We start from the raw sequence: 23,094 nt of genomic DNA, 5'->3' as shown, positions 1-23,094 counted from the left end.
GTGCTCCTTCGTCAGGTGCGATTCAGGAGTAAGAGGCACCGGCCGGCCGAAAGGATTCGGGCTGAAGCGGGCTTGAGCTTGTACACACGGGCCAGGGGCAACTATCACGATGTGGGCGAGCAACGCCGACGACACGCCGGAAATCGGGCCAAACCGGGTAAGTTCGATCCATGATCATCGTGACAGCTGCACTGAAGGGCGGGGTCGGTAAGACAACCACGTCGGTGTACTTGGCCGCGCTGGCATCTTCCAACCGTCGCACATCCACCCTGATCGACGCGGATCCGCAAGGCAGCGCCGCGGACTGGATCGCCGACTCCGAGGACGGTCAACTGGAGAGGATCGAGATCGCGGAGGCGCCGACCGAGCGCCTGCTGACCAAGGCTTTGGACAAGGTCCCACCGGAGGGCATCGGCATCGTCGACATGCCCCCGTCGCACGAGCGGCTGCTGAACAAGGCCCTCGAACGGGCCCGGATCGTGATCATCCCGACCCGCGTCGGCGGCGTCGAGACACCCCGGGTCAAGGCGGTGCTCGAGCTGGTCCCGGACGGCGTACCGGCCGGTCTGGTGATCTGCTCGGCGCGCACCTACACCCGCTCGTACCAGGACGCCATGCAGCAGTACGCGAGCGAGAACATCCCGGTCTGGGGCACGATCCCGGAGCGGGTCTCGATCACCGCCGGCCCGACCGGCCCGCTGGCCACCGACGGCCTCGACTCCTACAAGAAGGTCTGGCGGAAGATCCTCGCCGCCGCCCGCAGCTGATCCCCGCCCGCCTCCAACCGCATCGGTTGGGGGCGGGGTCAGCGCTGCAGGGGTGGTTCGCCGCGGACGTACGAACGGATCACCGTGGCCGCGGCGCCGCGGGCCCAGTCGTCGAAGGTGTGCGAGCGAAGCACCAGCCGGCAGTCGCCGGCCGCGCCGAACGCGTGCTCCGCGAACGTCCGCCGCAGCCGCTGCTCGTACAGGTCGTACTCCGCGACGCCCTCGCCGGCGATCATCACGAGTTCGGGGCCGACCAGGTTCACCATCGCGGCCAGCGCCGCGCCGATCACCTCACCGGCCCGGTCGAACGCCTCACGGGCCTGCTCGTTGCCGTCGTGGGCGAGCTTCACCGCACCGGCCAGATCCAGGTCGGGCCGTCCGGTCGTCTCCCTCGTCCTCGCCAGGATCGCGTCCGACGACGCCACCGTCTCCACGCAACCACGCCGGCCGCAGGTGCAGACGAGGTCGCCCGGCGCCAGCGGCAGGTGGCCGAGTTCGCCCGAGACGCCGTACGCGCCGGACACCACCTCGCCGTTGATGTAGAGCCCGCAGCCGATCCCGGAGCCGATCGTCACCACCGCGAACGAGTCCGCGTCCACGCCGACCCCGAACCAGTGCTCGGCGACCGTCAGCGCGCGGACGTCGTTCGACACCACGATCGGTACCCGGACCCGCTTGCCGAGCAGCTCGGCGACCGGCACACCACGCCAACCCATCAGGGGCGAGTCCCGTACGACGCCATTCGTCGCGTCGACGTCACCGGACACCGCGATCCCGATCCCGGCCAGTGGACCCGCCACCGCCGTACCGGACTTGAGGGCACCGATCAGCGCCTTCACGTGCTCGGCGAGCTGCTCGATCACCACGTCCGGATCGGTGTCGTCCAGCTCGTCGTGCCGGACGTTGAGGATTCCGGCCGTGAAGTCGGTGGTCACGCCGATCAGGCTCGTCGGCGTCACCTTCACGCCGATCACCGAGACACTGCTCGGTACGACGGTCAGTGGGCTCACCGGCCGCCCGATCCCGAGTTCCGCCTCGGGTGGCGTGGCGGCCTGGTCGGTGACGAACCCGGTCTCGATCAGCGGCGCGACCGCCTTCGTGACCGCCGCCTGCGACAGCCCGGTGCGGCGGGCGATCTCCACCCGCGGGATGGGGCCCTGGGTCAGGATCCTGGTCAGCACCTCGACTCCCGCCGGCGTAGCCAGGGGGAGTGGACGGTGAGGACGCAGCGGCACGAGAACAACCTACCGGCGCGTCATGCCTCCGCGCCGGTTTCCGACAGTGTTGGTGACGCGAGAGCCCAGCGAATGGTCCTGGTGAGACCCTCACCGGCCGCTCTGACAACGGTCTGCTCGGCCAGCGGGAGGTACGGGAGTCGGAGCGGCAGTCTGGTCCACCACGGGAGCAGTCCGACCGCGGCAGCCGTCAGTACGCCGTACGCGGGCCGGACCGCCCACGGTACGGGCGGGTGCACCAGCATGAACCGGGCGGCCTGCCGAGCTTCCGTCGTACCGCGGAGCTCGGGTTGGTACTGCTTGAGGAGCTGATGCAGCTCGGCGACCGTGGTCGGCGGGTCGATCACGCCGAGCTTGCGGGCGACGAGCGCCGCGTCCTCGACGTACAGGTCCTGTTCCGCGTCGGTGAGCGGATGTGCGCCGTACCGCTGGTGGGCCACCAGGAAGCTGTCCACCTCGGCCACGTGCACCCACTTGAGCAGATGCGGGTCGGAGGCACGGTACTTCACCCCGTCCGGGCTGGTGCCGCGGACCCGCTCGTGCACGGACCTGACGTGCGCGATCGCCTCCTCGGCGGCGGGAATCGCGCCGTACGTCGTGATCGCGAGGAAGTAACTGGTCCGGCGCAGCCGCCCCCACGGGTCACCGCGGTAACCGGAGTGCGCGGCCACCGCGGCCATCGCGAGCGGGTGCAGCGACTGCAGGAGCAACGCCCGCAGTCCGCCGGCGAACATCGACGCGTCGCCGTGCACCCGCCGGATCGGGCGGTCCGGCGCGAACCAGCGCGGTCCCGGGGTGTTGTGCACGCGATCGCGCTCGGCATGCGGGTCCGGTCCCGCGACCTTCGTCAGGATGATCCGCGCCAGGCCGTCGCGCAGCGGGTTCAGCTGGGCGGAGAAGGTGGCAGCCATACGTCCAGTCTCCCCACCGCTCAACCCCTCAGGTGGTCGCGGGGGCGTATTCGTCCTCGAGGAGCGAGTAGAGCAGCGAATCACGCCACCCGCCGTTCGTGAAGACGTGGTCGCGGAGGTGGCCCTCGTAGCTGAAACCGAGATGCTTCACGACCGCGATCGAGGCCTCGTTCTCCGGGCCGATCGCAGCGGTCACCCGGTGCCGGCCCAGGGTGTCGAAGGCGAACCGCAGCATCACCCGGGCGGCGTCCGTGGCGTAGCCGCGGCCCCAGTGGTCCGCACCGATCGCGTACCCCAGCTTCGCGGCCCAGGGCCCGCTCGGCGCGATCCGGGCGAACCCGATCACGTGGTCGTCGTCCGGCCGGGTGACCGCGAGCATGTAGTCCGGGCGGTCCTCCTGCGCCGACCTCCGGACGATCCCGGCCAGGTTCTGCTCGGCCTTCGGCCGGTCGTAGCTGTCGAAGGCCATCCAGTCGGTGACCCGGTCGTCACCGGCGATCGCGAAGTAGTCGTCGAGATCTGAGGTCCGGAACTCTCGCAGTGTGGTGCGTTCGCCGCTGAGCGGGTCCATTCGCGCAGGCTATCGGGGGTAGGTCTGCATCGGCGTCCGGGTGAAGGTCTCGATCTCCTCCTGGAGCTCGCGGGCGTCGTCCGCGCGACCGGACTGCCGCAGCGCCTGATGGACCCGGCGGGCCGAGTGCACCACGCCGTTGATCCGGCGCTCGGTCGGCAGCGTCAGCACCGGTGCCAGCGCGTCGGCGGCGCCATCCAGCTCACCGCTCGCGATCCGGGTGATCGCCATCGCGGCGTGGCTGCCCGCGGCGTCGCCGAAGGCCCACTCCGGGTGGCTCTGGTCGGTGTACGCGTCGACGGCCTGGCTCGAGTACCGGTGTGCCTGGTCGACCTCGCCCGGCAGCCACGCGAGCGCGTCGGCGGCGTAGTACAGCTGGCGGTTGCGGCCGAACGTGCACAGGCCGCCCATGTCGTCCAGGTCGTCGTTGCGGACCGAGTTCCACGCCTCTTCGGCGCGCTCGAGCGCGGCCCGGGTGGCCTCGGGGTTGCCGAGCGCGGCCCAGGCGCGGGCCTCGCTGACCGGCAGCCAGACGCTCGTGGTGCTGTTGGCCTGCTCGGCGTACCCGGCGCCGAGCTGCGCGTACCGCACCGAGTCGTGCGGGTTGCCGGCCCAGTACGAGACCAGGGACTGCAGGCCGCGCACCCAGGCCCGCAGGCCGTGGTGGTCGGCGTTGTCGGCACACAGGAACGCGGTCCGCGCCTGGGTCAGCGCGGCGTGCGGGTTGCCGAGGTCGTGGGAGGCCTTGGCGAGCAGTCCGCCGGTCACACCGGCGAGGAAGTACAGCTGCCGGTGGGTCTCCGGGCGCTGCCGGCTCTCCAGCAGGGCGAACACCAGGTCCTGGGTCTCGACCAGCTGGCCGAGGATCTCCGGCAGCGGGCGCTGCGGGTACGCCGTCGCGGCGTGGCGTACGTCGTCGTACACCTGCTCCATGGCCTCGCTTCCGAGACCGGACTGGGCCGCAAGGGCGAACGCCCTGGCTCGGCTGGCAGCCATGTCGAGAACCTCCATCTCATTACCTGTCGTGATCCGTCCACTCGCGGCAGGTGCCGGCACCACCTGGGCGGCCTGTTCGGGCACGTACGGTGCGAGGAGTTCCTCGACCGGCTTGCCGAACATGCGTTGCAGGGTGCGCCGGGTCTGTGGAGTGGTCCCCGCCCGCTCGCCCGATGCGAGCCGACGCAGGTGCCGCTCGGTGATGGTTCCACCCAGCTCGACGAACTCGGCGACGATCTCGGAGTAGGTCTGGTTCCGGCGCTGGATCAGGTGCGCCAGGACCGTCTTTGGCGCGTACCTACTCGCCATCGTTCCTCCCGTTCACGTCAGTCAGACGTTGTCTCGACTTGTGCCCCACGACAAGGTGCTGTCCCCCAGATGTCCGCCAGAGGACCTGAAGAGGTCCGGCAAAGGTCCGGTCCAGGTCCTAGAGCGGTCACGTTGGGCTCGTGCACCATTACTGCCATGACAACCAGTAAGTCCAACTGGTTGCAAGGCCTGAGAGTTACGGGGTGAGAGGTTGTGACCATCGCGGAAATGACGTCGAGACAGCACCGGCGCAGAGTCCGGGTCTGGTTCGGCGAGCACGTGATCGCGCAGTACGTCGCGGAGGCGCCGCTGGCAGCCCGCTACGAACAGGCGATGCGGCGACGTTTCGCCGGTCTCAAGGTCACCAACGACCTGCTCGGCCCGCTCGACAGCACCGACTGAAAACCGCTCTTCCGGGTCCCTCCTCAGACCCGGTGAGCTGCGCCCTGGGGTCTCCTCACGTCCAGGGGCAGTTCGTGGAAGGTCCGGGACCCTCCTCAGTCCCGGACGAAACCCGAGGTGCGGTCCGGAGCACTCCTCAGCTCCGGACCGCGCCGCCCACCTGACCCGGCTGGGCCTGGCGGCTGACCCTGTATCGCCGCCGCCCAGCCGTTCCAACCCACCTCCTGGCCGACACCTCGGGCCAGGCAGGGCCGCGTGTCCTAGGCGGTAGGACACCGGAGGCTCCCGACACCTCACCGGGAACCTCCCCCTGAGGTGGCAGGCTCCGAGTGTGACCGTCGCGCCTGGGCGGTCACACCCGGAGCCTTCAGGCGTTGTGGACCAGGTTCGCGGCCATCCGCCGGCGGTCCCCGTCACCCGCCCTGGATCGTGGACCGCGCCTTTGCGGAACATTTCCGCCACCCCACGGCGACTTCTTTCCGAAAAGCACCCGGATGTCCGCCTCAGGTCCGGTCCGGGCCAGGCCCTGGCCCCGGAGCGACGACACCCCGTTCACAGCCTGCGCCGCGCGATCCCGCGTCGCGCGAGATGTTCTCGTCGGCCGGCGTCAGTTGGGTCGGTGGAGGCTGGTTCGTGGTTCGGTGACGTAGACGGCGAAGGGCGCGTTCGGTTCGATCGCTGTGGCGTCGGCGGACCAGCCATCGGCGTGGATTTGGCCGGCGTAGGTCATGTTCAGGCGTTGCATGACGGCCTGGGAGGCCTTGTTGGATTGTTCGGTGAAGGCGATGACCGCCTGGGCGTTGAGGGTGGTGAAGGCGTAGGTCAGGCCTGCGTGGCCTAGCTCGGTGGCCAGGCCTCGGCCTCGGGCTGGTTCGGTCAGGGCCCAGCCGAGTTCCAGGCGGTGGGTGGACCAGGCGGGGCCGGCCAGGGCGGTGATCGCCTCGGCGACCGGGGTGCCGGCGGGGATTCGGGAGAGGCCGCCGCGGCCGGCGAGAGCACCGGTGGAGCGCTCGTAGGCGATCCACTTGCCGACGGCGTCGCGTTCCCAGTTGGTCTGGTGCGTGGCGGCCTGAGTGGCGGCTTCGGCGGGGGTCAGCGAGCCGGCGTACCAGCGGGCGACCCACGGGTCGGCGAAGAGGCGTTCGAGGTCCGCTGCATGTCCGGGGAGGACACCGTTGGGTCCGGTGATCGGTTCGAGGCGGAGGCGGTCGGTGAAGCGGGTCCGCACCGTGTGGGCGACGAGGTCCCGTAGGCGGCGGTCGCCGTCGGTGCGGTTGACCATCAGGAGGTCGAGGTCGTCAGGGCCGGCCCACGCGGAGGCGTCGTGCTTGCCGGCTTCCAGTCGTGGGCGGGTCAGGTCACCGTCGACCGTGACGAGGTAGTCGAGCTCACGCCGTACCCGGCCTTCCCACTCCCATTCCCAGTCGGCGACCTGCCAGACGATGTCGCGGACCTTCCAGCCGGTCTCCTCCTCGACCTCGCGCGCCAACGCCTGCTCCGGTGTCTCGCCCGGCTCGAGGTGGCCGCCGACGATGTCCCAGATCCCGGGCAACAACCGCCGGTCAGCCGTACGTCGTTGCAGGTAGACGCGATGCTGCGGGTCCCGGATCAACGCTCCGACGCAGTCCACCGCGCGCTCGGTCATCGCAGCGGCTGCTCGGTGATGCGGTTCGGCATGAACGCGACTGCGATCACGAGGAGCACGGCGGCTGCGGCGGCCCCGTAGTACACGTCGTGGATCGCGGGCGACAGGATGCCCGCGGGCACCTTCTCCAGGTCGGCGTGGTCGTCGCCGAGGCGGGCCGCGACCACGCCGTTCGCGACCGCACCGAAGACGGCGACGCCGACCGCGCTACCGACCGAGCGGGAGAACATGTTCGCGCCGGTGACCACGCCGCGGGTCCGCCAGTCCACCGAGGACTGCGCGGCCACGACCGACGGTGACGCGGAGAAGCCGAGGCCGATCCCGATGACGAAGCATGCGGCGGCCAGGTGCAGCACCGAGCTGTCGGAACCCACCGTGAGCAGGATCCCGGACCCGAGTACGACGATCAGCGCGCCGAGCAGCATCGTGGTCCGGAACCCGACCCGCAGGTAGATGCGCCCGGCGAACGAGGCTGCGATCGGCCACCCGAGTGTCATCGCGGCCAGTGTGAACCCGGCCACGAGTGCCGACGTACCGAGGACGCTCTGGGCGAACAGCGGCACGTACGTCGACAGGCCGATCATCAGCAACCCGATCAGCAGGGCCGCCGAGTTGGCCGAGTTCAGCACCCGCTGCCGGAGCACCCACAGCGGCAGCACCGGCTCGGCCGCGCGCCGCTCGACCAGTGCGAACGTGGCCAGCAGTACGACGGCCGCCGCCAGGATCACGATGCTCGGCGCCGAACCCCAGTCCCACATCACGCCACCCTCGAGCAGCCCGAGCAGCAGCAGTGAGCCGCCGACCGCGAGCAGGATCGCACCGGCGTAGTCGATCTGGTGGCTCGTCTTCTCCGCGACCTTCTCCTCGAACCGCCGGACCAGCACCCACGCGGCCGCGATCCCGAGCGGGATGTTCACGAAGAAGATCCACCGCCACGAGATGTAGTCCGAGAACACGCCGCCGAGCGTCGGTCCGACGAACGACGAGATCCCCCAGACGCTGGCGACGTACCCCTGCACCTTGGCGCGTTCGGCGACCGTGTAGATGTCGCCGATGATCGTCATCCCGATCGGCTGGATCGCGCCCGCGCCGAGACCCTGGACCAGGCGGAACGCGATCAGCGCCGGCATGCTCCAGGCGAACCCGCAGAGCACCGACCCGAGCACGAACAGCCCGACGCCGAGCAGCATGATCGGCTTCCGCCCGCGCTGGTCGGCGAGCTTGCCGTAGATCGGCACCGACACCGCCTGCGCCAGCAGGTAGATCGAGAACAACCAGGGGAACTGCGTGAACCCACCGAGGTCGGCGACCACGGACGGTACGGCGGTGGCCAGGATCGTCGCGTCGATCGCGACCAGCCCGACACTGAGCATCACCGCCAGCAGGATCGGCCCCCGCTCCGAACGAAGTCCTACACTCGCCCGGTCGATCCGCTGAGTAGTCATATTGCTCATCAATGTATGTGAGCCGACAACAAATTCCCCAGCCGGGGCTCGCCTGCTGGACGGTCAGGCCGGCTCGCGCGGATCACACTCCGGGTTCGCGCAGGGCCTGATCCAGGATTTGGCTCCATTGGCGGACGATGCCGCGGCGGCGTGCGCTGTCGTCGGTCAGGAGGGCTGCCAGGCCGAGGCCGCGCGCCATGTCCAGCACGCCTTGCACGGTCTCGCGTACCCCGGGTGTTCGCTCGCTGACGTCCAACACCTCGAGCAACGCCCGGTGTGCCTGCCGTCCGACATGCGCCTCGAGCCGCACGATCTGCTGCCGCAACACCTCCTCGGTCGACGCCGCCACCCACAGATGCAGGGCGGCCCGGAACAACGGCCCGGTGTACACGTCGGCCAGCATCCCGACGATCGCCTCGGTCCGGCCGGCGCCGCTCGGCAGCCGCGCGGCCTGCGCCCGGATCTCCGCCAGCCGTACTTCGGTCATGTACTCGACCGCCGCCGCGAACAGATCCGCGCGCGTCGGGAAGTGATGCTGCGCAGCACCCCGCGAGACCCCGGCCCGGGTCGCCACCACACTCACCGTCGTCGCGGCGTACCCGACCTCGGCCAGGGACTCGACCGATGCCTCGAGCAACCGTTGCCGGGTGGCCCGGCTGCGGTCCTGCTGGGGTGCTTTCAGGACCTCACTCACTGGCCGCCCCACGGGCCGCCTCGCGGGCCCGCAGCTCCCGCCGCAGGATCTTCCCGGACGCCGCCTTCGGCACCGCGTCGATGAACTCCACCTGCCGGATCTTCTTGTACGGCGCCACCCGCGCGGCGACGTACTCGATCACGTCGGCCTCGGTCAGCGGCACGCCCGGCATCGGCACCACGAACGCCTTCGGCACTTCGTTCCCGTCCGCGTCGACCCCGATCACGGCCGCGTCGGCGATCCGGTCGTCGGTGAGCAGCACCGCCTCGAGTTCCGCCGGCGGCACCTGGTACCCGTGGTACTTGATCAGCTCCTTCACCCGGTCCACGACGTACAGGTAGCCGCGGGCGTCCACCCGGCCGATGTCTCCGGTGTGCAGCCAGCCCTCGGGGTCGATCGTCGCGTCCGTCTCCGCCCGCCGGCCGAGGTACCCCTTCATCACCTGCGGCCCGCGGATCCAGATCTCGCCCTCGTCCGCATCGTTACCGTCGGCACCGACCAGCCGCATCTCGGTCGACGGGAACAGCTTGCCGACCGCCCCCGGCGGCGGCTCCGGGTCGTCCTGCGGTACGGCGTGGGTCCCCGGCGACAACTCGGTCATCCCATAGGCCTGCAGTACGGCGTGCAGCCCGAGCCGTTTCGCGCACGCCTCGGCCAGTTCACCGTCGAGCGGCGCGGCCGCGGACGTGACGTACTTCAGACGGGACAGGTCCACCCCGTCGACCGCCGGGTGCTTCGCCAGCGCCAGCACGACCGGCGGCGCGACGAACGCCCGCGTGATCCGCTGCTCGTCCAGCGTGGTGAGGAACTGCCGCAGCTCGAACTTCGGCAGGACGACGACCGTCGCGCCGAGCCGCAGCGGCAGGTTCATCAGCACCGACAGCCCGTAGATGTGGAAGAACGGCAGGATCGCGATGATCCGTTCGTCCTCGGCGAGGGTGATCATCACCTCGGCCTGGGAGATGTTCGTGGCGATGTTCCGGTGCGTGAGCATCACGCCCTTGGCCGCGCCGGTCGTCCCGCTCGAGTACGGCAGCACCGCGACGTCCTCGACGGGGTCGATCGTCACCTCGGGCTCGGGGCCGGTCGACGCGAGCAGCTCCTGCACAGAGCGGTACCCGTCGGCCTGATCGCAGACGAAGATCTCGGTCACCCCGGTGCCGTCGATCGCGGCGGTCGCGACCGGCAGGAAAGGCGAAATCGTCACCAGCAACTTCGCCTTCGAGTCGATCAGCTGCTTGTGCAGCTCGTCCGCCGTGTACAGCGCGTTCACCGTGGTCACGGTGGCGCCGGCCCGGGTGGCGCCGTAGAACACCACGGGGTACAGGATCGTGTTCGGGCTGTAGAGCGCGATCGTGTCGCCGTGCCGGACGCCGTGCTCGGCGAGACCGGCGGCGAACCGGCGGGTCAGGTGGTCCAGCTGGGCGTAGCTGAGCTCCTGGCCGGTGACGCCGTCGACCATCGCGGGCCGGTCGCCGAACTCCTGGGCGCGGCCGAGGACGGCGTCGTGGATCGGTACGTCGAGCACCTCGACGGGCGGGAACTCGCTGGTGATGATCATGGGCCCCACTCCTTCTGGTACGACCTAGTACGACTTGGGCAGTCCGAGGCTGTGCTGTGCGACGAAGTTCAGGATCATCTCCCGGCTGACCGGCGCGATCCGGGTCGCCCGGGCCGCCGCGACCAGCGAGGCGACGCCGTACTCCTTGGTCATACCGTTCCCGCCGAGGGATTGCACGGCCTGGTCGGTGGCGCGCACCGCGACCTCACCGGCGGCGTACTTCGCCATGTTCGCGGCCTCGCCCGCGGCCAGGTCGTCGCCGGCGTCGTAGAGCGCCGCGGCCTTCTGCATCATCAGCCGGGCGAGCTCGAGCTCGATCTTGATCTGCGCGAGCGGGTGCGCGATCCCCTGGTGCGCACCGATCGGCGTCTTCCAGACCTGTCGTTCCTTGACGTACGCCGTCGCCTTGTCGAGCGCGTGCCGGGCGATCCCGATCGCGAACGCGGACGCCATGATCCGCTCCGGATTCAGCCCGGCGAACAACTGCAGGAGCGCCGCGTCCTCGGAGCCGACCAGCGCGTCGGACGGCAGGTGTACGTCGTCCAGGAACAAGGCGTACTGCTTGTCCGGGCTGATCAGGTCCATCTCGATCTGCCGGAACTCCACTCCGGGGGCGTCGATCGGGACGATGAACAACGCGGGCTTCAGCTTCCCGGTGCGCGCGTCCTCGGTGCGGCCCACGACCAGGACCGCCTTCGCCACGTCGAGGCCGGAGATGTACACCTTGCGCCCGCTCAGCGACCAGCCGTTCTCGGTACGGCGGGCGGTGGTCGTGATCTGGTGTGAGTTCGAGCCGGCGTCCGGTTCGGTGATCGCGAACGCCATGATCGTCGTACCGTCCGCGAGGCCCGGCAGCCAGTGCTGCTTCTGCTCGCCGGTGCCGAAGCGGGAGATCACCGTGCCGCAGATCGACGGTGAGACGACCATCATCAGCAGCGGGCAGCCGGCCGCGCCGAGCTCCTCGAGGACGATCGACAGGTCGGCCATGCCGCCGCCACCGCCGCCGTACTGTTCGGGGAGGTTGACGCCGAGGTACCCGAGTTTGCCGGCGTCCAGCCAGAGTTCGGTGGTGTGACCGCCGCTACGGGCCTGCTGGTTGAACCACTCGTAGCCGTACTTCTTACCGAGTTCGGCGACGACCTTCCGCAGCTCCCGGCGCTCCTCCGACTCGACGTAGCTCATCGGCTTCCTCGCTTCGCTCCGGGCGCCGATGAAGCACGAAGCGCGCTGTGCTCGCTCATGCGTCCTCCCCAACCACGGCCAGTACCGCGCCGACCTCGACCTGTTGTCCCGCTGCCACCTTCAGCTCACCGACCACCCCGTCGGCCGGGGCGGCGATCGCGTGCTCCATCTTCATCGCCTCCAACCACACCAGCGGCTGCCCTTGGGTGACCGTGTCCCCTACCTGTACGCCGACGCGGATCACGGTCCCCGGCATAGGAGCCACCAACGACCCCGCAGGCGCCTGCTCCGCCGGATCCACGAACCGTCCAACCGGGACGAGCGCCACACTTCCCAACGCCGAGTCCACACACACCAGCCCGTCATACTCGGCAACATCAAACGATCTGCGCACACCATCGACCTGGAGCACCACCTGGCCGGGTGCGGAGTCCACGAGCTTGATGTCGCCGTCCGCAATCAATCCGTCGCGGGTCAGCCGGTAGGCGACCTCATGCACCGCATCACCGACTCGGTAGCTCTTGCGCTGGGGTTGCGATGCGAGATTGCGCCACCCCCTCGGCACGTCCACCGGGGTACGCCGACCTGCCGCATCCGCCAGCGCCGCTGTCAGCGCCGACACCCGCACCACGTCGTCGCCGACCGCCTCGCCGACACCGTGCGTGGTGAAGAACGCGGTGTCGGTGTCGCCCGCGAGGAACGCCGGGTGCCGCAGGATCCACGCCAACAGATCCCGGTTCGTCCCCACGCCATGGATCGTCGCCCGCTCCAACACCCCGGCCAGCCGCCGAGCCACCGTCGTACGGTCGGCGCCGGACGCGATCACCTTCGCCAGCATCGCGTCGTAGTACGGCGAAACCTCCGAGCCATCCTCGACCCCGGAGTCCACACGCAGCCGGTTGGGAACTTCTTGGTCGTCCAGCGCGCCTTTGTTTCCCAACCGCGGGTCGGCGCCCACCGCGAAGCGGTGGAGCGTGCCGGTTTGGGGTTGCCAGTCGTGGAACGGGTCCTCGGCGTACAACCGGACCTCGATCGCATGCCCGCGGGTCGGCGGTGGCTTCTCCGGCAAGCGCGCACCGGAGGCGATCGCGAACTGCAGCTCGACCAGATCCAGTCCCGTGGTCTCTTCGGTCACCGGGTGCTCTACCTGGAGCCGGGTGTTCATCTCCAGGAAGTAGAAGTTCCCGTCCTCGTCCGCGAGGAACTCGACCGTCCCCGCACCGACGTAGTTGATCGCACCCGCAGCCTTCCGGGCCGCGTCGAAGAGCGCGGCCCGCATCGCCGGGATCCGTTCGACCAGCGGCGACGGGGCTTCCTCAACCACCTTCTGGTGCCGCCGCTGGATCGAGCACTCCCGTTCGCCGATCGCCCAGATCGTCCCGTGCTGATCGGCCATCACCTGCACCTCGATATGCCGGCCGCTCGCGAGGTACCGCTCGCAGAACACCGTCCCGTCGCCGAACGCCGACAGCGCCTCTGCCGACGCGGCGTCGATCTCCGCCGCGAGATCCTCCAGCCGCGACACCACCCGCATCCCGCGCCCGCCACCACCGGCCGACGCCTTCACCAGCACCGGCAGGTCGGCGTCCGAAACCTCGGCAGGCGTGAGCTCGGCGAGCACCGGAACCCCGGCCGCGGCCATCAGCTTCTTCGCCTCGATCTTCGACCCCATCGACGAGATCGCGTCGACGGGCGGCCCGATCCACGTCAGCCCCGCGTCGATCACCGCCTGCGCGAAGCCGGCGTTCTCGGACAGGAATCCGTAACCCGGGTGTACGGCGTCCGCGCCCGCGCGCCGGGCCGCGGCGACGATCAGGCCGGCACGGAGGTAGGTCTCGCCGGGCGCGTTCCCGGGGAGCTCGACCGCGGCGTCGGCCTCGTCAACGAACGGCATCCGCGCGTCGGCGGTCGAGTAGACCGCGACCGTGGACAGGCCGAGGGAGCGCGCGGTGCGGAAGATGCGCCGGGCGATCTCACCCCGGTTGGCGACCAGAACAGAGTTGATCATGCGCGTCACATCCTGAAGACGCCGAAGGACGACGTGCCTTCGACCGGGGCCGAGTGGATGGCGGACAGGCAGATGCCGAGGACGGTGCGGGTGTCGCGGGGGTCGATCACGCCGTCGTCGTACAGGCGGCCGGAGAGGAACATCGGCAGCGATTCGGCCTCGATCTGGCCTTCGACGTACGCGCGCATCTGCTGGTCACCGTCCTCGTCGTACGGCATGCCCTTCGCCTCGGCGGCCGCCCGCGCGACGATCGACAGCACCCCGGCGAGCTGTTGCGGTCCCATCACCGCCGACTTCGCCGACGGCCACGCGAACAGGAAGCGTGGATCGAACGCCCGGCCGCACATCCCGTAGTGACCGGCGCCGTACGACGCTCCCATCAGGATCGAGAGGTGCGGGACCGTGGAGTTCGAGACCGCGTTGATCATCTGCGCGCCGTGCTTGATGATCCCGCCCTGCTCGTACTCCTGCCCGACCATGTACCCGGTCGTGTTGTGCAGGAAGATCAGCGGCGTGTTCGCGCGGTTCGCGAGCTGGATGAACTGCGCCGCCTTCTGCGACTCCTCGCTGAACAGCACGCCGCGCGCGTTCGCGAGGATCCCCACGGGGTACCCGTGCACCGACGCCCATCCGGTCGTCAGCGAGGACCCGTACAGCGGCTTGAACTCGTCGAACACCGACCCGTCCACCACCCGGGCGATCACGTCCCGCGGATCGAACGGGACCTTCAGGTCTCCCGGCACGATGTCCAGCAGGTCGTCCGCCGGAAGCAGCGGTTCGTCGTACGCCGGGGCGGGCGCCGGACCCGCCTTGCGCCAGTTCAACCGCGACACGATCTGCCGGCCGAGCCGGATCGCGTCCTGTTCGTCCACGGCGAAGTAGTCGGCGAGCCCGGACTTGCGGGCATGCATCGACGCGCCACCGAGCGACTCGTCGTCGGCGTCCTCACCGGTCGCCATCTTCACCAGCGGCGGCCCGGCCAGGAACACCTTCGCGCCGCCGTCCACCATCACCACGTAGTCGCTCATCCCCGGGATGTACGCGCCGCCCGCGGTCGAGTTGCCGAACACCAGCGCGATCGTCGGGATCCCCTCGGCCGACAGCCGGGTCAGGTTGCGGAACATCGCGCCACCCGGGATGAAGATCTCCTTCTGCGTCGGCAGGTCCGCGCCGCCGGACTCGACCAGGCTGATCACGGGGAGCCGGTTCGCGCGAGCGATCTCGTCCGACCGCAGGGCCTTGCGCAGTGTCCACGGATTGCTGGAGCCGCCCTTGACCGTCGGGTCGTTGGCGGTGATCAGGCACTCGACGCCCTCGACCACGCCGATACCGGTCACCAGGCTGGCGCCGACGGTGAAGTCCGATCCCCAGCCGGCCAGCGGCGAGAGTTCGAGGAAGTACGAGTCGGGGTCGAGCAGCAGCTCGATTCGTTCCCGGGCCAGCAGTTTGCCGCGCTGGTGGTGACGGTCGACGTACTTCGGTCCGCCGCCCGCGAGCGCCTTCTCGTGCTCGGCGTCCAGCGCGGCGAGCTTCTCCAGCATCGCTTGACGGTTACTCATGCGGCCGCTCCGCGGTCGGGGGCGAAAGGAGGCTCATGTCGTGTACCCCAGTCTCTTGGCGGCCAGGCCGGTCAGGATCTCCGTGGTCCCGCCGCCGATGGCGAGGATCCTCTGGTCGCGGTACTGCCGTTCCACCTCGGCCTCGCGCATGTACCCGAGCCCGCCGTGCAACTGCAGCGCCTGGTCGCACACCCACTGCCCGGTCTCGACCGCGGTGTTCTTCGCGAAGCAGGTCTCGGCGATCACGTCCTCACCGGCCGCGGCTCGTCGTGCGACGTCGTGCACGTAGACGCGCGCCACGTCGATCCGTCGCGCCATCTCGGTGAGCGTGTGCTGCACCGTCTGCCGCGAGATCAACGGCCGCCCGAACGTCTCCCGGTTGTGGCACCACTCGACGGTCAGATCGAGCGCCCGCTGCGCTCCGGCGTACGCCTGCACGCCGAGCGTCAGCCGCTCGGCGACGAAGTTGACCGCGAGCTGGACGAAGCCGGTGCCCCGCGCGCCGACGAGATTCTCGACGGGAACCCGGACGTCGGTGAAGGACAGCTCGGCCGTGTCCGAGCACAGCCAGCCCATCTTCTCCAGCTTCCGCGACACCTCGTACCCGTCCTCTATCACCAACAGGCTGATCCCCCGCGGGCCCGGGCCGTCCGTGCGGACCGCCGTCGTCACGAAGTCCGCGCGGCAGCCCGAGGTGATGAACGTCTTCGCGCCGTTCACGACGAACACGTCCCCCTCGCGGCGTGCCGTCGTACGGATCGACGCGACATCGGACCCGCCGCCCGGCTCGGTGATCGCCAGCGCCCCGATCAGCTCACCCTCGAGGGTCGGCCGCACCCACCGCTCGATCTGTTCCTGGTTGCCAGCAGCAACGACGTGGGGCAGCGCGATCCCGCAGGTCAGCAGCGACGCGACCAGACCGCCCGAGCCGCCGGCGTAGTGCATCTCCTCGACGACGGCGATCGCGTCCGGCAACGATCCGCCGCCACCACCGACCGCCTCGGGAAAGCCCACACCGAGCAGCCCGAGCGTGCCGGCCTTCTTGTGCAGCTCCCGCGGCAGCTCGCCGTCTCGCTCCCACTGATCCAGGTGCGGCAGTACCTCGGCCGCCATGAACCGCCGCACCGACTCCCGCAGTGCCGTTTCTTCGGCGCTCACAACAGCACCTCCGGTACGTCGACGTACCGCGATCGCAGCCACTCGCCGACCGCCTTCGCCTGCGGATCGAACCGCGCCTGCGCTGCGACCCCCTCGCCGAGCAGACCCTCGACGACGAAGTTCACCGCCCACAGGTTCGGGAGCAGGTAGCGCGTGACGGGCAGCGGGCGTGTCTCTGGGAGGAGCGTCGTGAACAGTTCGACCGTGAGGGTGTGCGAGAGCCAGCGGTACGCCTTCTCGTCGCGCACCCACACGCCGACGTTCGCGTCACCACCCTTGTCACCCGAACGAGCACCCGCGATCCGGCCGAGCGGGACCTCGCGCGTCCGTGGCGGTCCGCTCGACAGTTGCAGCAACGGCATCGGTTCCTCGATGTCGTGGACGGGCGCGAGCGGTTGCGTCTCGGCCGCCGGCTCGACGACCGTCCGCGATCCGTCCGGCAGTACGACGACGTGCTCCACTTCCCGAGCATCGACGTACCCGGCCCGGAAGACGCCGTACGGCGAGCCGTCGCCAGGCGGCGCGGTGACGTGGAAGCCGGGGTAGCTCGCGAGCGCCAGCTCGACCGCGGCGCTGCTGAACGCGCGACCGACGACCTTCGGGTCCGGGTCCTTCACCGCGCAGCGGAGGAAGACGCTCGCCTCTTCTTCCGACTCGGCGTTGGGCTTCTCGGTCCAGGCGAGCGACCACTTCAGCTCGGCGGGCCGCTTCGGCAGCGCCTGCTCGAGCTGCCGCTGCACCAGCTCGGCCTTCTGCTCCAGCTGCAGCCCGGTGAGGACGAAGTCGACCTCGTTCCGGAACCCACCGACACTGTTCAGCGAGACCTTGTACGTCGGTGGCGGCGGCTCACCGCGGACGCCGGAGATCCGCACCCGGTCGGGGCCGTCGTCGGCGAGCTCGATGCTGTCCAGCCGCGTGGTGACGTCGGGGCCGGCGTACCGGGCGCCGGTGATCTCGTACAGCAGCTGCGCCTTGACCGTGTCGATGGTGACCGCGCCGCCGGTGTTGTCGTGTTTGGTGATCACGCTGCTGCCGTCGGCGTGGACCTCCGCGATCGGGAACCCGGGCCGGCCGAAGTCGCGGATCTCGGTGAAGAACGCGTAGTTCCCGCCGGTCGCCTGGCAACCGCACTCGATGACGTGACCGGCGGCGACGGCACCGGCGAGTTCGTCGTACTGCGTCCGTTTCCAGCCGTGGTGGGCGGCGGCCGGTCCGACGATCACCGACGCGTCGGTCACGCGACCGGTCACCACGACGTCTGCGCCGGACTGCAGTGCCTCGGCGATGCCCCAGGCGCCGAGGTACGCGTTGGCGGTCAGCGGTTGTCCGAGGTCGAGTTCGGCGGCGCGGGACAGCAGGTCGTCGCCTTCGACGTACGCGATCTTCGGGTGCAGGCCGAGTCGCTCGGCCAGGTCGGTGATCGCCTCGGCCAGGCCGGACGGGTTGAGGCCGCCGGCGTTGCTGACGATCGTGACGCCGCGATCGAGCGCTTCACCGAGGCCGGTCTCGAGCTGCTTGAGGAACGTACGGGCATACCCGAGGGACGGATCCTTGAGGCGGTCGCGGCCGAGGATGAGCATCGTGAGCTCGGCGAGGTAGTCGCCGGTGAGCACGTCCAACGGCCCGCCGGTGAGCATTTCGTGCACCGCGCTGAAGCGGTCTCCGTAGAACCCGGAGGCATTGCCGATCCGGATGGGCTCGGTCATGTGAACTGCCCTGCCCGGCGTCCCTTCCCGGGCAGCCCGGCGAAGGCCTGGATGATCCCCAACCACTCCTCGGCGTCCGCTCCCTCGGCGTGCACGGCCAGATCGTCGCGGTGCCGGCGCTGAGTGGCGAGCAGACAGAAGTCGACGGCCGGGGCCGTGATTCGTTGTGCGGCGTCCGCAGGACCCCAGCTCCAGGCGTCGCCGTCCGGTCCGGTCAGCTCGACGCGGAACTGGTCGGTCGGTGGGGTCCGGTTGTTGAGGAGGTACGCGAAGTCCCGGGTGCGGACCGCGAGGTGGGCGACGTGCCGCAGGCGGTTGCTCGGTTGCCGTCGTACGCCGAGTGCGTCGAAGACGTCCTGCCCGTGCGCCCAGGTCTCCATCAGCCGCGCGGTCGCCATCGACGTCGGACTCATCGGCGGCCCGTACCAGAGCACCTTCTCGCCGGCCGGCACCTTCTTCAGCGCCTCGGCGACCTCCGCGCGGGTCTCGCGCCAGTAGGTCAGCAGCTGGTCCGGCGGCAGCGCGGCAGTCTCCGCTGCGCCTTCGTCGACGTACGTCGCCGGGCTCGCGGCGGCCTTCTGCAACGAGGCCCGGAAACCGTCCGGGTCGGTCGCGGCCAGGTGTGTCGCCTCGTCCGTCCAGGCCAGGTGCGAGATCTGGTGCGCGATCGTCCAGCCCTCGGCCGGCGTCGGTGTCGCCCACTCGTCCGCGGCCAGCCCGCCGACCAGCCGGTCCAGCTCGGCACTCTCGGCCCACAGGTCGGCCAGTACTTCGTCCAGTTGCACGCTGCACTCCCTCACCAGGGGATCGTGCAGCCGAGCGTCCCACGCCCCGGAAAAAGAATCAACCGTGCTTGTTTTTCCTCACGGCCCTTCGCGAATGGTCTAGCCCTTTTCGCTTCCACGGTGCTGGAAAGGCTTCCGAAGTGGTCCAGTCTGGTGTTACCCAGGACGAATGCATGGTTCGCTGCCGGGGAAGGCCGCCGAGATCCGGGCGCTGTTGCTGAGTCTGATCGACACGTTGCCGGAGGGTGCCGCGCTGCCACCGGAGCGCGAGCTGGCCGCGCGCTGGAACGTCGCGCGGATGACGCTGCGGCGGGCCGTGGACGAGCTGGTGATCGAGGAACTGCTGGTCCGGCGGCACGGCAGCGGCACGTACACGACCCGGCCGAAGGTGGCGCGCTGGCTCGGGATGATCGGGTTCTCCGAGGACATCCGGCGGCGCGGGATGCGGCCGGGCAGCACGATGCTGGAGTTCCGGCACCAGAAGGCCGAGCGGGCCGCGGCGCGCCGGCTGCGGATCCCGGTCGGTGACCCGATCATCGCGTTCACCCGGCTGCGGTTGGCCGACGATCACCCGATGCTCGTCGAGCGCACCACGCTGCCGGCGTCGTACGTCCCCGGTCTCCAGGCGGAGGACCTGAACGGTTCGCTCTACGACCTGCTCACCAGCCGCTACGGCATCGACGTCGTCAGCGGTACGTCGCGACTCGAGCCGGTGATGCCGGACGCGAAGACCGCGGGCTGGCTGGACATCCCGGTCACCCAGCCGTGCCTCGCGTTGCACGGCATCAGCTTCGACAGCCGCGATCGCGTCTTCGAGTACACGTCCGCCGTGTACCGCGGCGACCGCTACGCCTTCACCACCGAGCTCCGCACCACCACCCCGAGCGCTCGCGCCAACGCCAAGGGTCTGTAGTTCAGCGGAAGACCCCGGTGTGGCCGAGTGAGTATCGGCCGGGCTGTGGGAACACGGCGAGGCCGTGCGGTCCCTTGCCGACCGGGATCCGCGCGAGTAGCTTGCCGTCGCTCAGCCGGATCGCGTAGACCACCGCGTTGTAGCGGCCGGAGACCCACAGCACGGCGCCATCCGGTGACACCCCGCCCATGTCCGGACTGCCGCCGCCGGGGATCTTGAACTTCTTCACCACCTTGCGGGTCGCGAAGTCGAGCAGCGAGATGGACCCCTCGCCGCGGTTGGTGATGATCAGCCGCCGGGAATCCCGCGTCACGTACAGCCCGTGCGCGCCGGCCCCGGTCGGTAGGAACGCCTTGATCGCAACCGGGCTCGCGGACAGCACCCAGACCCCGTTACTCATCATGTCCGCGACGTAATAGGACCGGCCGTCCGGCGAGAGCTTCACGTCCTGCGGCATCGGGGCCGCCATCCGTCGCCTGGTCGGCAACCGCAGTACCTGCAGGAGTTTCTCCGCGGCGGTGTCGACCACCAGCAATTGCCCGGAGAACTCGCAGGACACCAGAAAGGTCTTCCCGTCCGCCGAGAAGTCCGCGTGGTTCACGCCCGCGCACGGCACCGGCACCGCCTTCCGCAGCGCCATCGTGTGCGGATCGAGGAAGTCGAGCTGCTTCTCGTTGGACGCCATCACGACTGCCCGCCGGCCGTCGGGCGTGAAGTAGAGGTTGTACGGATCGCGGACGGCGACCGCGCGGCCGGGCAGGCCGGTCACCGGGTTGATCGGCGTCAGGCTGTTCCCGAGGTCGTTGTTCACCCACAGGATCCGGAGGTCCCACGACGGTACGACGTGCTGCGGCTGGCGCCCGGTGCGGAAGGTGCGGATCACCTTGTAGGTCCGTGGATCGATCTCGGTCACGGTGTCGGTGCCGCTGTTCGGGACGTAGATCCGCACCGGAATCCGGCGTACGGACGCGGCGAACTGCCCCGGCCGGTCCGCCGCATAGACATCGGTCGCCGACAGCGGCGGCGGCATTCCGGGCAGTAGCTTCGGCGTCACCCGTCCGGCCGACGGTCGGGTCGTGGGAGTCGGCACGGTGGGAGTCGGCGTGGGAGTCGGGGTGGCGCCAGGCGGCAACGCGGTGTCGCGTCCCCCGCCGGAACACGCGTTCACCGTCAGCAGCAGGACCGCAATCACCAAGAACCAGCGCTTCATATCAGGCGTTCGCTCAGTGTGGGTCGACGTCGTACGGATACCAGCAGCGTAACCCGGCCGGGGCGAACGCCTCGGTCACCGTCGAGGACGAGGTCTTATGGGGGGAAGGGTCCCCGAGCCGGCGGTGACCGAGCGATTCGACCGTATTCAGCGTCGGCTGAGCGGATGCTGAGCAGCGATGCCTGAGGGGTCACGGTGATTACCTGACGCGTCCTGATGATCACTAGGGTGAGCCGGTGGACCTCAAGAGCCCGATCAGCACCGTGGTGCCGTCGCTGGACGGTCCGGTGCTCCAGGTGCTGGCCGACGCCGAGGTTGGGCTTTCCGGGCGGCAGATCCACAAGCTCGCCGGGTCGGGGAGTGTCGCCGGGGTGCGGCTCGTCCTGCAGCGGCTCGCGGCCACTGGCCTGGTGCACGTGGACGACCTGGGCAATTCGTTGCTCTATCGCCTCAATCGCAGGCACCTGGTGGCCGGCATCGTCGAGCAGCTCGCGAACCTCCGCCGTACCTTGGTGGACCGCCTCACCGACGAGGTCGGCCGCTGGCGGATCCCGCCCGTGCACGCGAGCGTGTACGGCGCGATCGCCCGGGGCGACGGTGATCTGGACAGCGACGTGGACCTGCTGCTGATCCGCCCCGACCAGCACGAGTTCGAGGACGCCGTGTGGGAAACGCAGGTCACCCAGCTGATGCAGACCGTCGTCGACCTCACCGGCAACGCCGCCCACATCTTCGAACTGAGCCAATCCGAACTGGCCGGCCACCTCGCCACCGAGGACGCCATCCTCAACGACTGGCTCTCTCCCACCCTTCACCTGACCGGCGTCCCGCTTGTCGACGCCGCCCACCAACCAATCTCCGTCCACTAAAACCGGGCGCGCGTCCCGATCGCCGACCTCCTGCATGCCGCGAAGGCGGCGCTGCCCTACACGCCTAGATGACTTCCAGGTAGTCCTTCCCGGGCAGTTCGGGGAAGGGCGCGTGCGGTTCGGTCTGGTACCAGTACGAGGTCGAGGCCAGGTCGTCCTGGAGTTGCAGGAAACGACCGTCGCGCCGCCAGCCGAGCGCCTGCACGGTGACCCGGAGATCCTCGGTGAAGCGGATGGTGTCCTGGATGTGCCAGCGGTACAGGCCGAAGCGCTGCTGGTTGTCGAAGAAGCCGTCCGGTTCGATGACCTGCGGCATCCCGAGGTACGGCGTGGTGAACGCGGCGTACTGACCCGCGGGGTGCTCGAAACCCCACGCCCCGCCGAAGTAGTCCTCCGTGCCGGTGCCGCAGATCGTCGGGTACTCGTCGTCGCCGTCGAGGTAGAACTTGAACTCGCCTTCGCCCCACCACCCGGAGTTGTTGCAGCCCCACGCGAGATAGGTCCCGACGTACTGTCCCTGGCCCCGGACGCCGTCGAGCAGCGTGTGCACCTCGCCGTACGGGACCGGATTGGACCGGCGCCACTGCGCATGGAAGTACGCCATGTCCTCCGGTACGTCGGTGCGCGTGAAGTCGACCTGGTAGAAGAAGCCCTCGACCTCGGTCTCCAGCAGGTTCTCGACGGTGATCCGGGCACCGCCGCGGAACGGCATCTGCCAGTAGCTGTTGAACCCGCCCTTCGGGTTCACCGCGATCGGCACCGAACTCACCTGGCAGTGTCGGCCCCACCCGTTGCAGAAGAAGTCGCCGAGCGGTACCTCGACCGACGGCGTCTCCTCGCCGTCCCAGTACATCCGCAGCACCAGCGACCGCCAGGTCTTCGAGTCGACGGTGATCCAGAGGTGCGTGATCGCACCGGAGCCCTCGATCTCCGCGAGCGTCGTGGTCGAGGACGGCGCGAGGTTGATGCACGGCTGGATCTTCCAGCCCGGACCGAGGTCGCGTGCCTGCCGGGACAGGATCCCCTCGGTCGCCCGGGCGCCACCCGCCTTGGCGCCGTCCGGGTTCTCCGCGCTGATCGAGTAGGAGCGCGCGGACGACAGCCGCGCCACGTTGCCGAGATGGACGTCGAGACCGTTGAAGTCACCCATACCCGACGACCCTAGGGT

Annotated in this window: 20 protein-coding genes; 4 read left to right on the top strand and 16 right to left on the bottom strand. The window is 69.6% G+C overall.

Annotated elements, in window-relative coordinates; genetic code table 11:
• The first annotated feature begins 170 nt into the window (after nucleotides 1–170).
• Entirely contained in the window at nucleotides 171–767 is a 597-nt protein-coding gene (locus ACFYRH_RS04845) for a ParA family protein (RefSeq protein WP_387768177.1), read from the top strand.
• 38 nt (nucleotides 768–805) lie between these two features.
• Here the strand turns inward: ACFYRH_RS04845 and ACFYRH_RS04840 are convergent, their stop codons facing one another.
• From ACFYRH_RS04840 to ACFYRH_RS04825, 4 genes are all read right to left on the bottom strand, one after another.
• On the bottom strand, nucleotides 806–1,948 hold the full coding sequence (locus ACFYRH_RS04840; protein ID WP_387768174.1) for an ROK family protein: 1,143 nt from the start codon (nucleotides 1,946–1,948) through the stop codon (nucleotides 806–808).
• A gap of 74 nt (nucleotides 1,949–2,022) precedes the next feature.
• Nucleotides 2,023–2,913: an oxygenase MpaB family protein gene (locus ACFYRH_RS04835; protein ID WP_387768171.1), complete on the bottom strand. Its 891-nt coding sequence runs from the start codon at nucleotides 2,911–2,913 to the stop codon at nucleotides 2,023–2,025.
• A 28-nt stretch (nucleotides 2,914–2,941) separates the two neighbouring features.
• Nucleotides 2,942–3,484: a GNAT family N-acetyltransferase gene (locus ACFYRH_RS04830; RefSeq protein ID WP_387768168.1), complete on the bottom strand. Its 543-nt coding sequence runs from the start codon at nucleotides 3,482–3,484 to the stop codon at nucleotides 2,942–2,944.
• A gap of 9 nt (nucleotides 3,485–3,493) precedes the next feature.
• Nucleotides 3,494–4,789: an XRE family transcriptional regulator gene (locus ACFYRH_RS04825; RefSeq protein WP_387768165.1), complete on the bottom strand. Its 1,296-nt coding sequence runs from the start codon at nucleotides 4,787–4,789 to the stop codon at nucleotides 3,494–3,496.
• A gap of 228 nt (nucleotides 4,790–5,017) precedes the next feature.
• Here ACFYRH_RS04825 and ACFYRH_RS04820 point away from each other — a divergent pair, with 228 nt between their 5' ends.
• The gene (locus ACFYRH_RS04820; RefSeq protein WP_165549662.1) at nucleotides 5,018–5,191 is read left to right on the top strand and encodes a hypothetical protein; all 174 of its coding nucleotides are present in this window, start codon (nucleotides 5,018–5,020) and stop codon (nucleotides 5,189–5,191) included.
• A 607-nt stretch (nucleotides 5,192–5,798) separates the two neighbouring features.
• On the opposite strand, the gene ACFYRH_RS04815 is transcribed toward ACFYRH_RS04820, so the two are convergent.
• From ACFYRH_RS04815 to ACFYRH_RS04770, 10 genes are all read right to left on the bottom strand, one after another.
• Complete coding sequence (locus tag ACFYRH_RS04815) at nucleotides 5,799–6,836, bottom strand: GNAT family N-acetyltransferase (protein WP_387768162.1); 1,038 nt, start codon at nucleotides 6,834–6,836, stop codon at nucleotides 5,799–5,801.
• Entirely contained in the window at nucleotides 6,833–8,281 is a 1,449-nt protein-coding gene (locus ACFYRH_RS04810) for an MDR family MFS transporter (RefSeq protein ID WP_387768160.1), read from the bottom strand. Before ACFYRH_RS04810 ends, ACFYRH_RS04815 begins: the two co-directional genes overlap by 4 nt.
• A gap of 82 nt (nucleotides 8,282–8,363) precedes the next feature.
• Nucleotides 8,364–8,975 (bottom strand): TetR/AcrR family transcriptional regulator, encoded by a 612-nt coding sequence (locus ACFYRH_RS04805; protein ID WP_387768157.1) that lies wholly within the window; start codon nucleotides 8,973–8,975, stop codon nucleotides 8,364–8,366.
• The gene (locus ACFYRH_RS04800) at nucleotides 8,968–10,536 is read right to left on the bottom strand and encodes an AMP-binding protein (RefSeq protein ID WP_387768154.1); all 1,569 of its coding nucleotides are present in this window, start codon (nucleotides 10,534–10,536) and stop codon (nucleotides 8,968–8,970) included. The genes ACFYRH_RS04805 and ACFYRH_RS04800 overlap by 8 nt, the downstream gene beginning before the upstream one ends.
• Before the next feature lie 24 nt (nucleotides 10,537–10,560).
• Nucleotides 10,561–11,718, bottom strand: a complete 1,158-nt coding sequence (locus ACFYRH_RS04795; RefSeq protein ID WP_387768152.1) for an acyl-CoA dehydrogenase family protein — start codon at nucleotides 11,716–11,718, stop codon at nucleotides 10,561–10,563.
• Between the two features lie 55 nt (nucleotides 11,719–11,773).
• Nucleotides 11,774–13,726, bottom strand: coding sequence for a biotin carboxylase N-terminal domain-containing protein (locus tag ACFYRH_RS04790; RefSeq protein ID WP_387768149.1), 1,953 nt, complete (start codon nucleotides 13,724–13,726; stop codon nucleotides 11,774–11,776).
• A gap of 5 nt (nucleotides 13,727–13,731) precedes the next feature.
• Nucleotides 13,732–15,285 (bottom strand): acyl-CoA carboxylase subunit beta, encoded by a 1,554-nt coding sequence (locus tag ACFYRH_RS04785; RefSeq protein WP_387768146.1) that lies wholly within the window; start codon nucleotides 15,283–15,285, stop codon nucleotides 13,732–13,734.
• A gap of 33 nt (nucleotides 15,286–15,318) precedes the next feature.
• Entirely contained in the window at nucleotides 15,319–16,443 is a 1,125-nt protein-coding gene (locus ACFYRH_RS04780; RefSeq protein ID WP_387768143.1) for an acyl-CoA dehydrogenase family protein, read from the bottom strand.
• Nucleotides 16,440–18,149, bottom strand: a complete 1,710-nt coding sequence (locus ACFYRH_RS04775) for an acyclic terpene utilization AtuA family protein (RefSeq protein WP_387768140.1) — start codon at nucleotides 18,147–18,149, stop codon at nucleotides 16,440–16,442. The genes ACFYRH_RS04780 and ACFYRH_RS04775 overlap by 4 nt, the downstream gene beginning before the upstream one ends.
• Nucleotides 18,146–18,949 carry a TIGR03084 family metal-binding protein gene (locus ACFYRH_RS04770; RefSeq protein ID WP_387768137.1) on the bottom strand — a complete coding sequence of 268 codons (804 nt, stop codon included), beginning with the start codon at nucleotides 18,947–18,949 and terminating at the stop codon, nucleotides 18,146–18,148. Before ACFYRH_RS04770 ends, ACFYRH_RS04775 begins: the two co-directional genes overlap by 4 nt.
• A 154-nt stretch (nucleotides 18,950–19,103) precedes the next feature.
• Here ACFYRH_RS04770 and ACFYRH_RS04765 point away from each other — a divergent pair, with 154 nt between their 5' ends.
• The gene (locus tag ACFYRH_RS04765) at nucleotides 19,104–19,847 is read left to right on the top strand and encodes a GntR family transcriptional regulator (protein ID WP_387768134.1); all 744 of its coding nucleotides are present in this window, start codon (nucleotides 19,104–19,106) and stop codon (nucleotides 19,845–19,847) included.
• A gap of 1 nt (nucleotide 19,848) precedes the next feature.
• Here ACFYRH_RS04765 and ACFYRH_RS04760 read toward each other — a convergent pair whose 3' ends face one another.
• On the bottom strand, nucleotides 19,849–21,057 hold the full coding sequence (locus tag ACFYRH_RS04760; protein ID WP_387768131.1) for a hypothetical protein: 1,209 nt from the start codon (nucleotides 21,055–21,057) through the stop codon (nucleotides 19,849–19,851).
• Nucleotides 21,058–21,293: 236 nt separating this feature from the next.
• On the opposite strand from ACFYRH_RS04760, the gene ACFYRH_RS04755 reads away from it, so the two are divergent.
• Nucleotides 21,294–21,926: a hypothetical protein gene (locus ACFYRH_RS04755; protein WP_387768128.1), complete on the top strand. Its 633-nt coding sequence runs from the start codon at nucleotides 21,294–21,296 to the stop codon at nucleotides 21,924–21,926.
• Nucleotides 21,927–21,990: 64 nt separating this feature from the next.
• On the opposite strand, the gene ACFYRH_RS04750 is transcribed toward ACFYRH_RS04755, so the two are convergent.
• The gene (locus ACFYRH_RS04750; RefSeq protein WP_387768126.1) at nucleotides 21,991–23,076 is read right to left on the bottom strand and encodes a glycoside hydrolase family 172 protein; all 1,086 of its coding nucleotides are present in this window, start codon (nucleotides 23,074–23,076) and stop codon (nucleotides 21,991–21,993) included.
• Nucleotides 23,077–23,094 lie beyond the last annotated feature (18 nt).

It is taken from the genome of Kribbella sp. NPDC004875, from assembly GCF_042873375.1.
In the GTDB taxonomy this organism is placed as follows: domain Bacteria; phylum Actinomycetota; class Actinomycetes; order Propionibacteriales; family Kribbellaceae; genus Kribbella.
The sequence above is the reverse complement of the archived record's forward strand: the minus strand, read 5'-3'. Positions and strand labels throughout refer to the sequence as shown.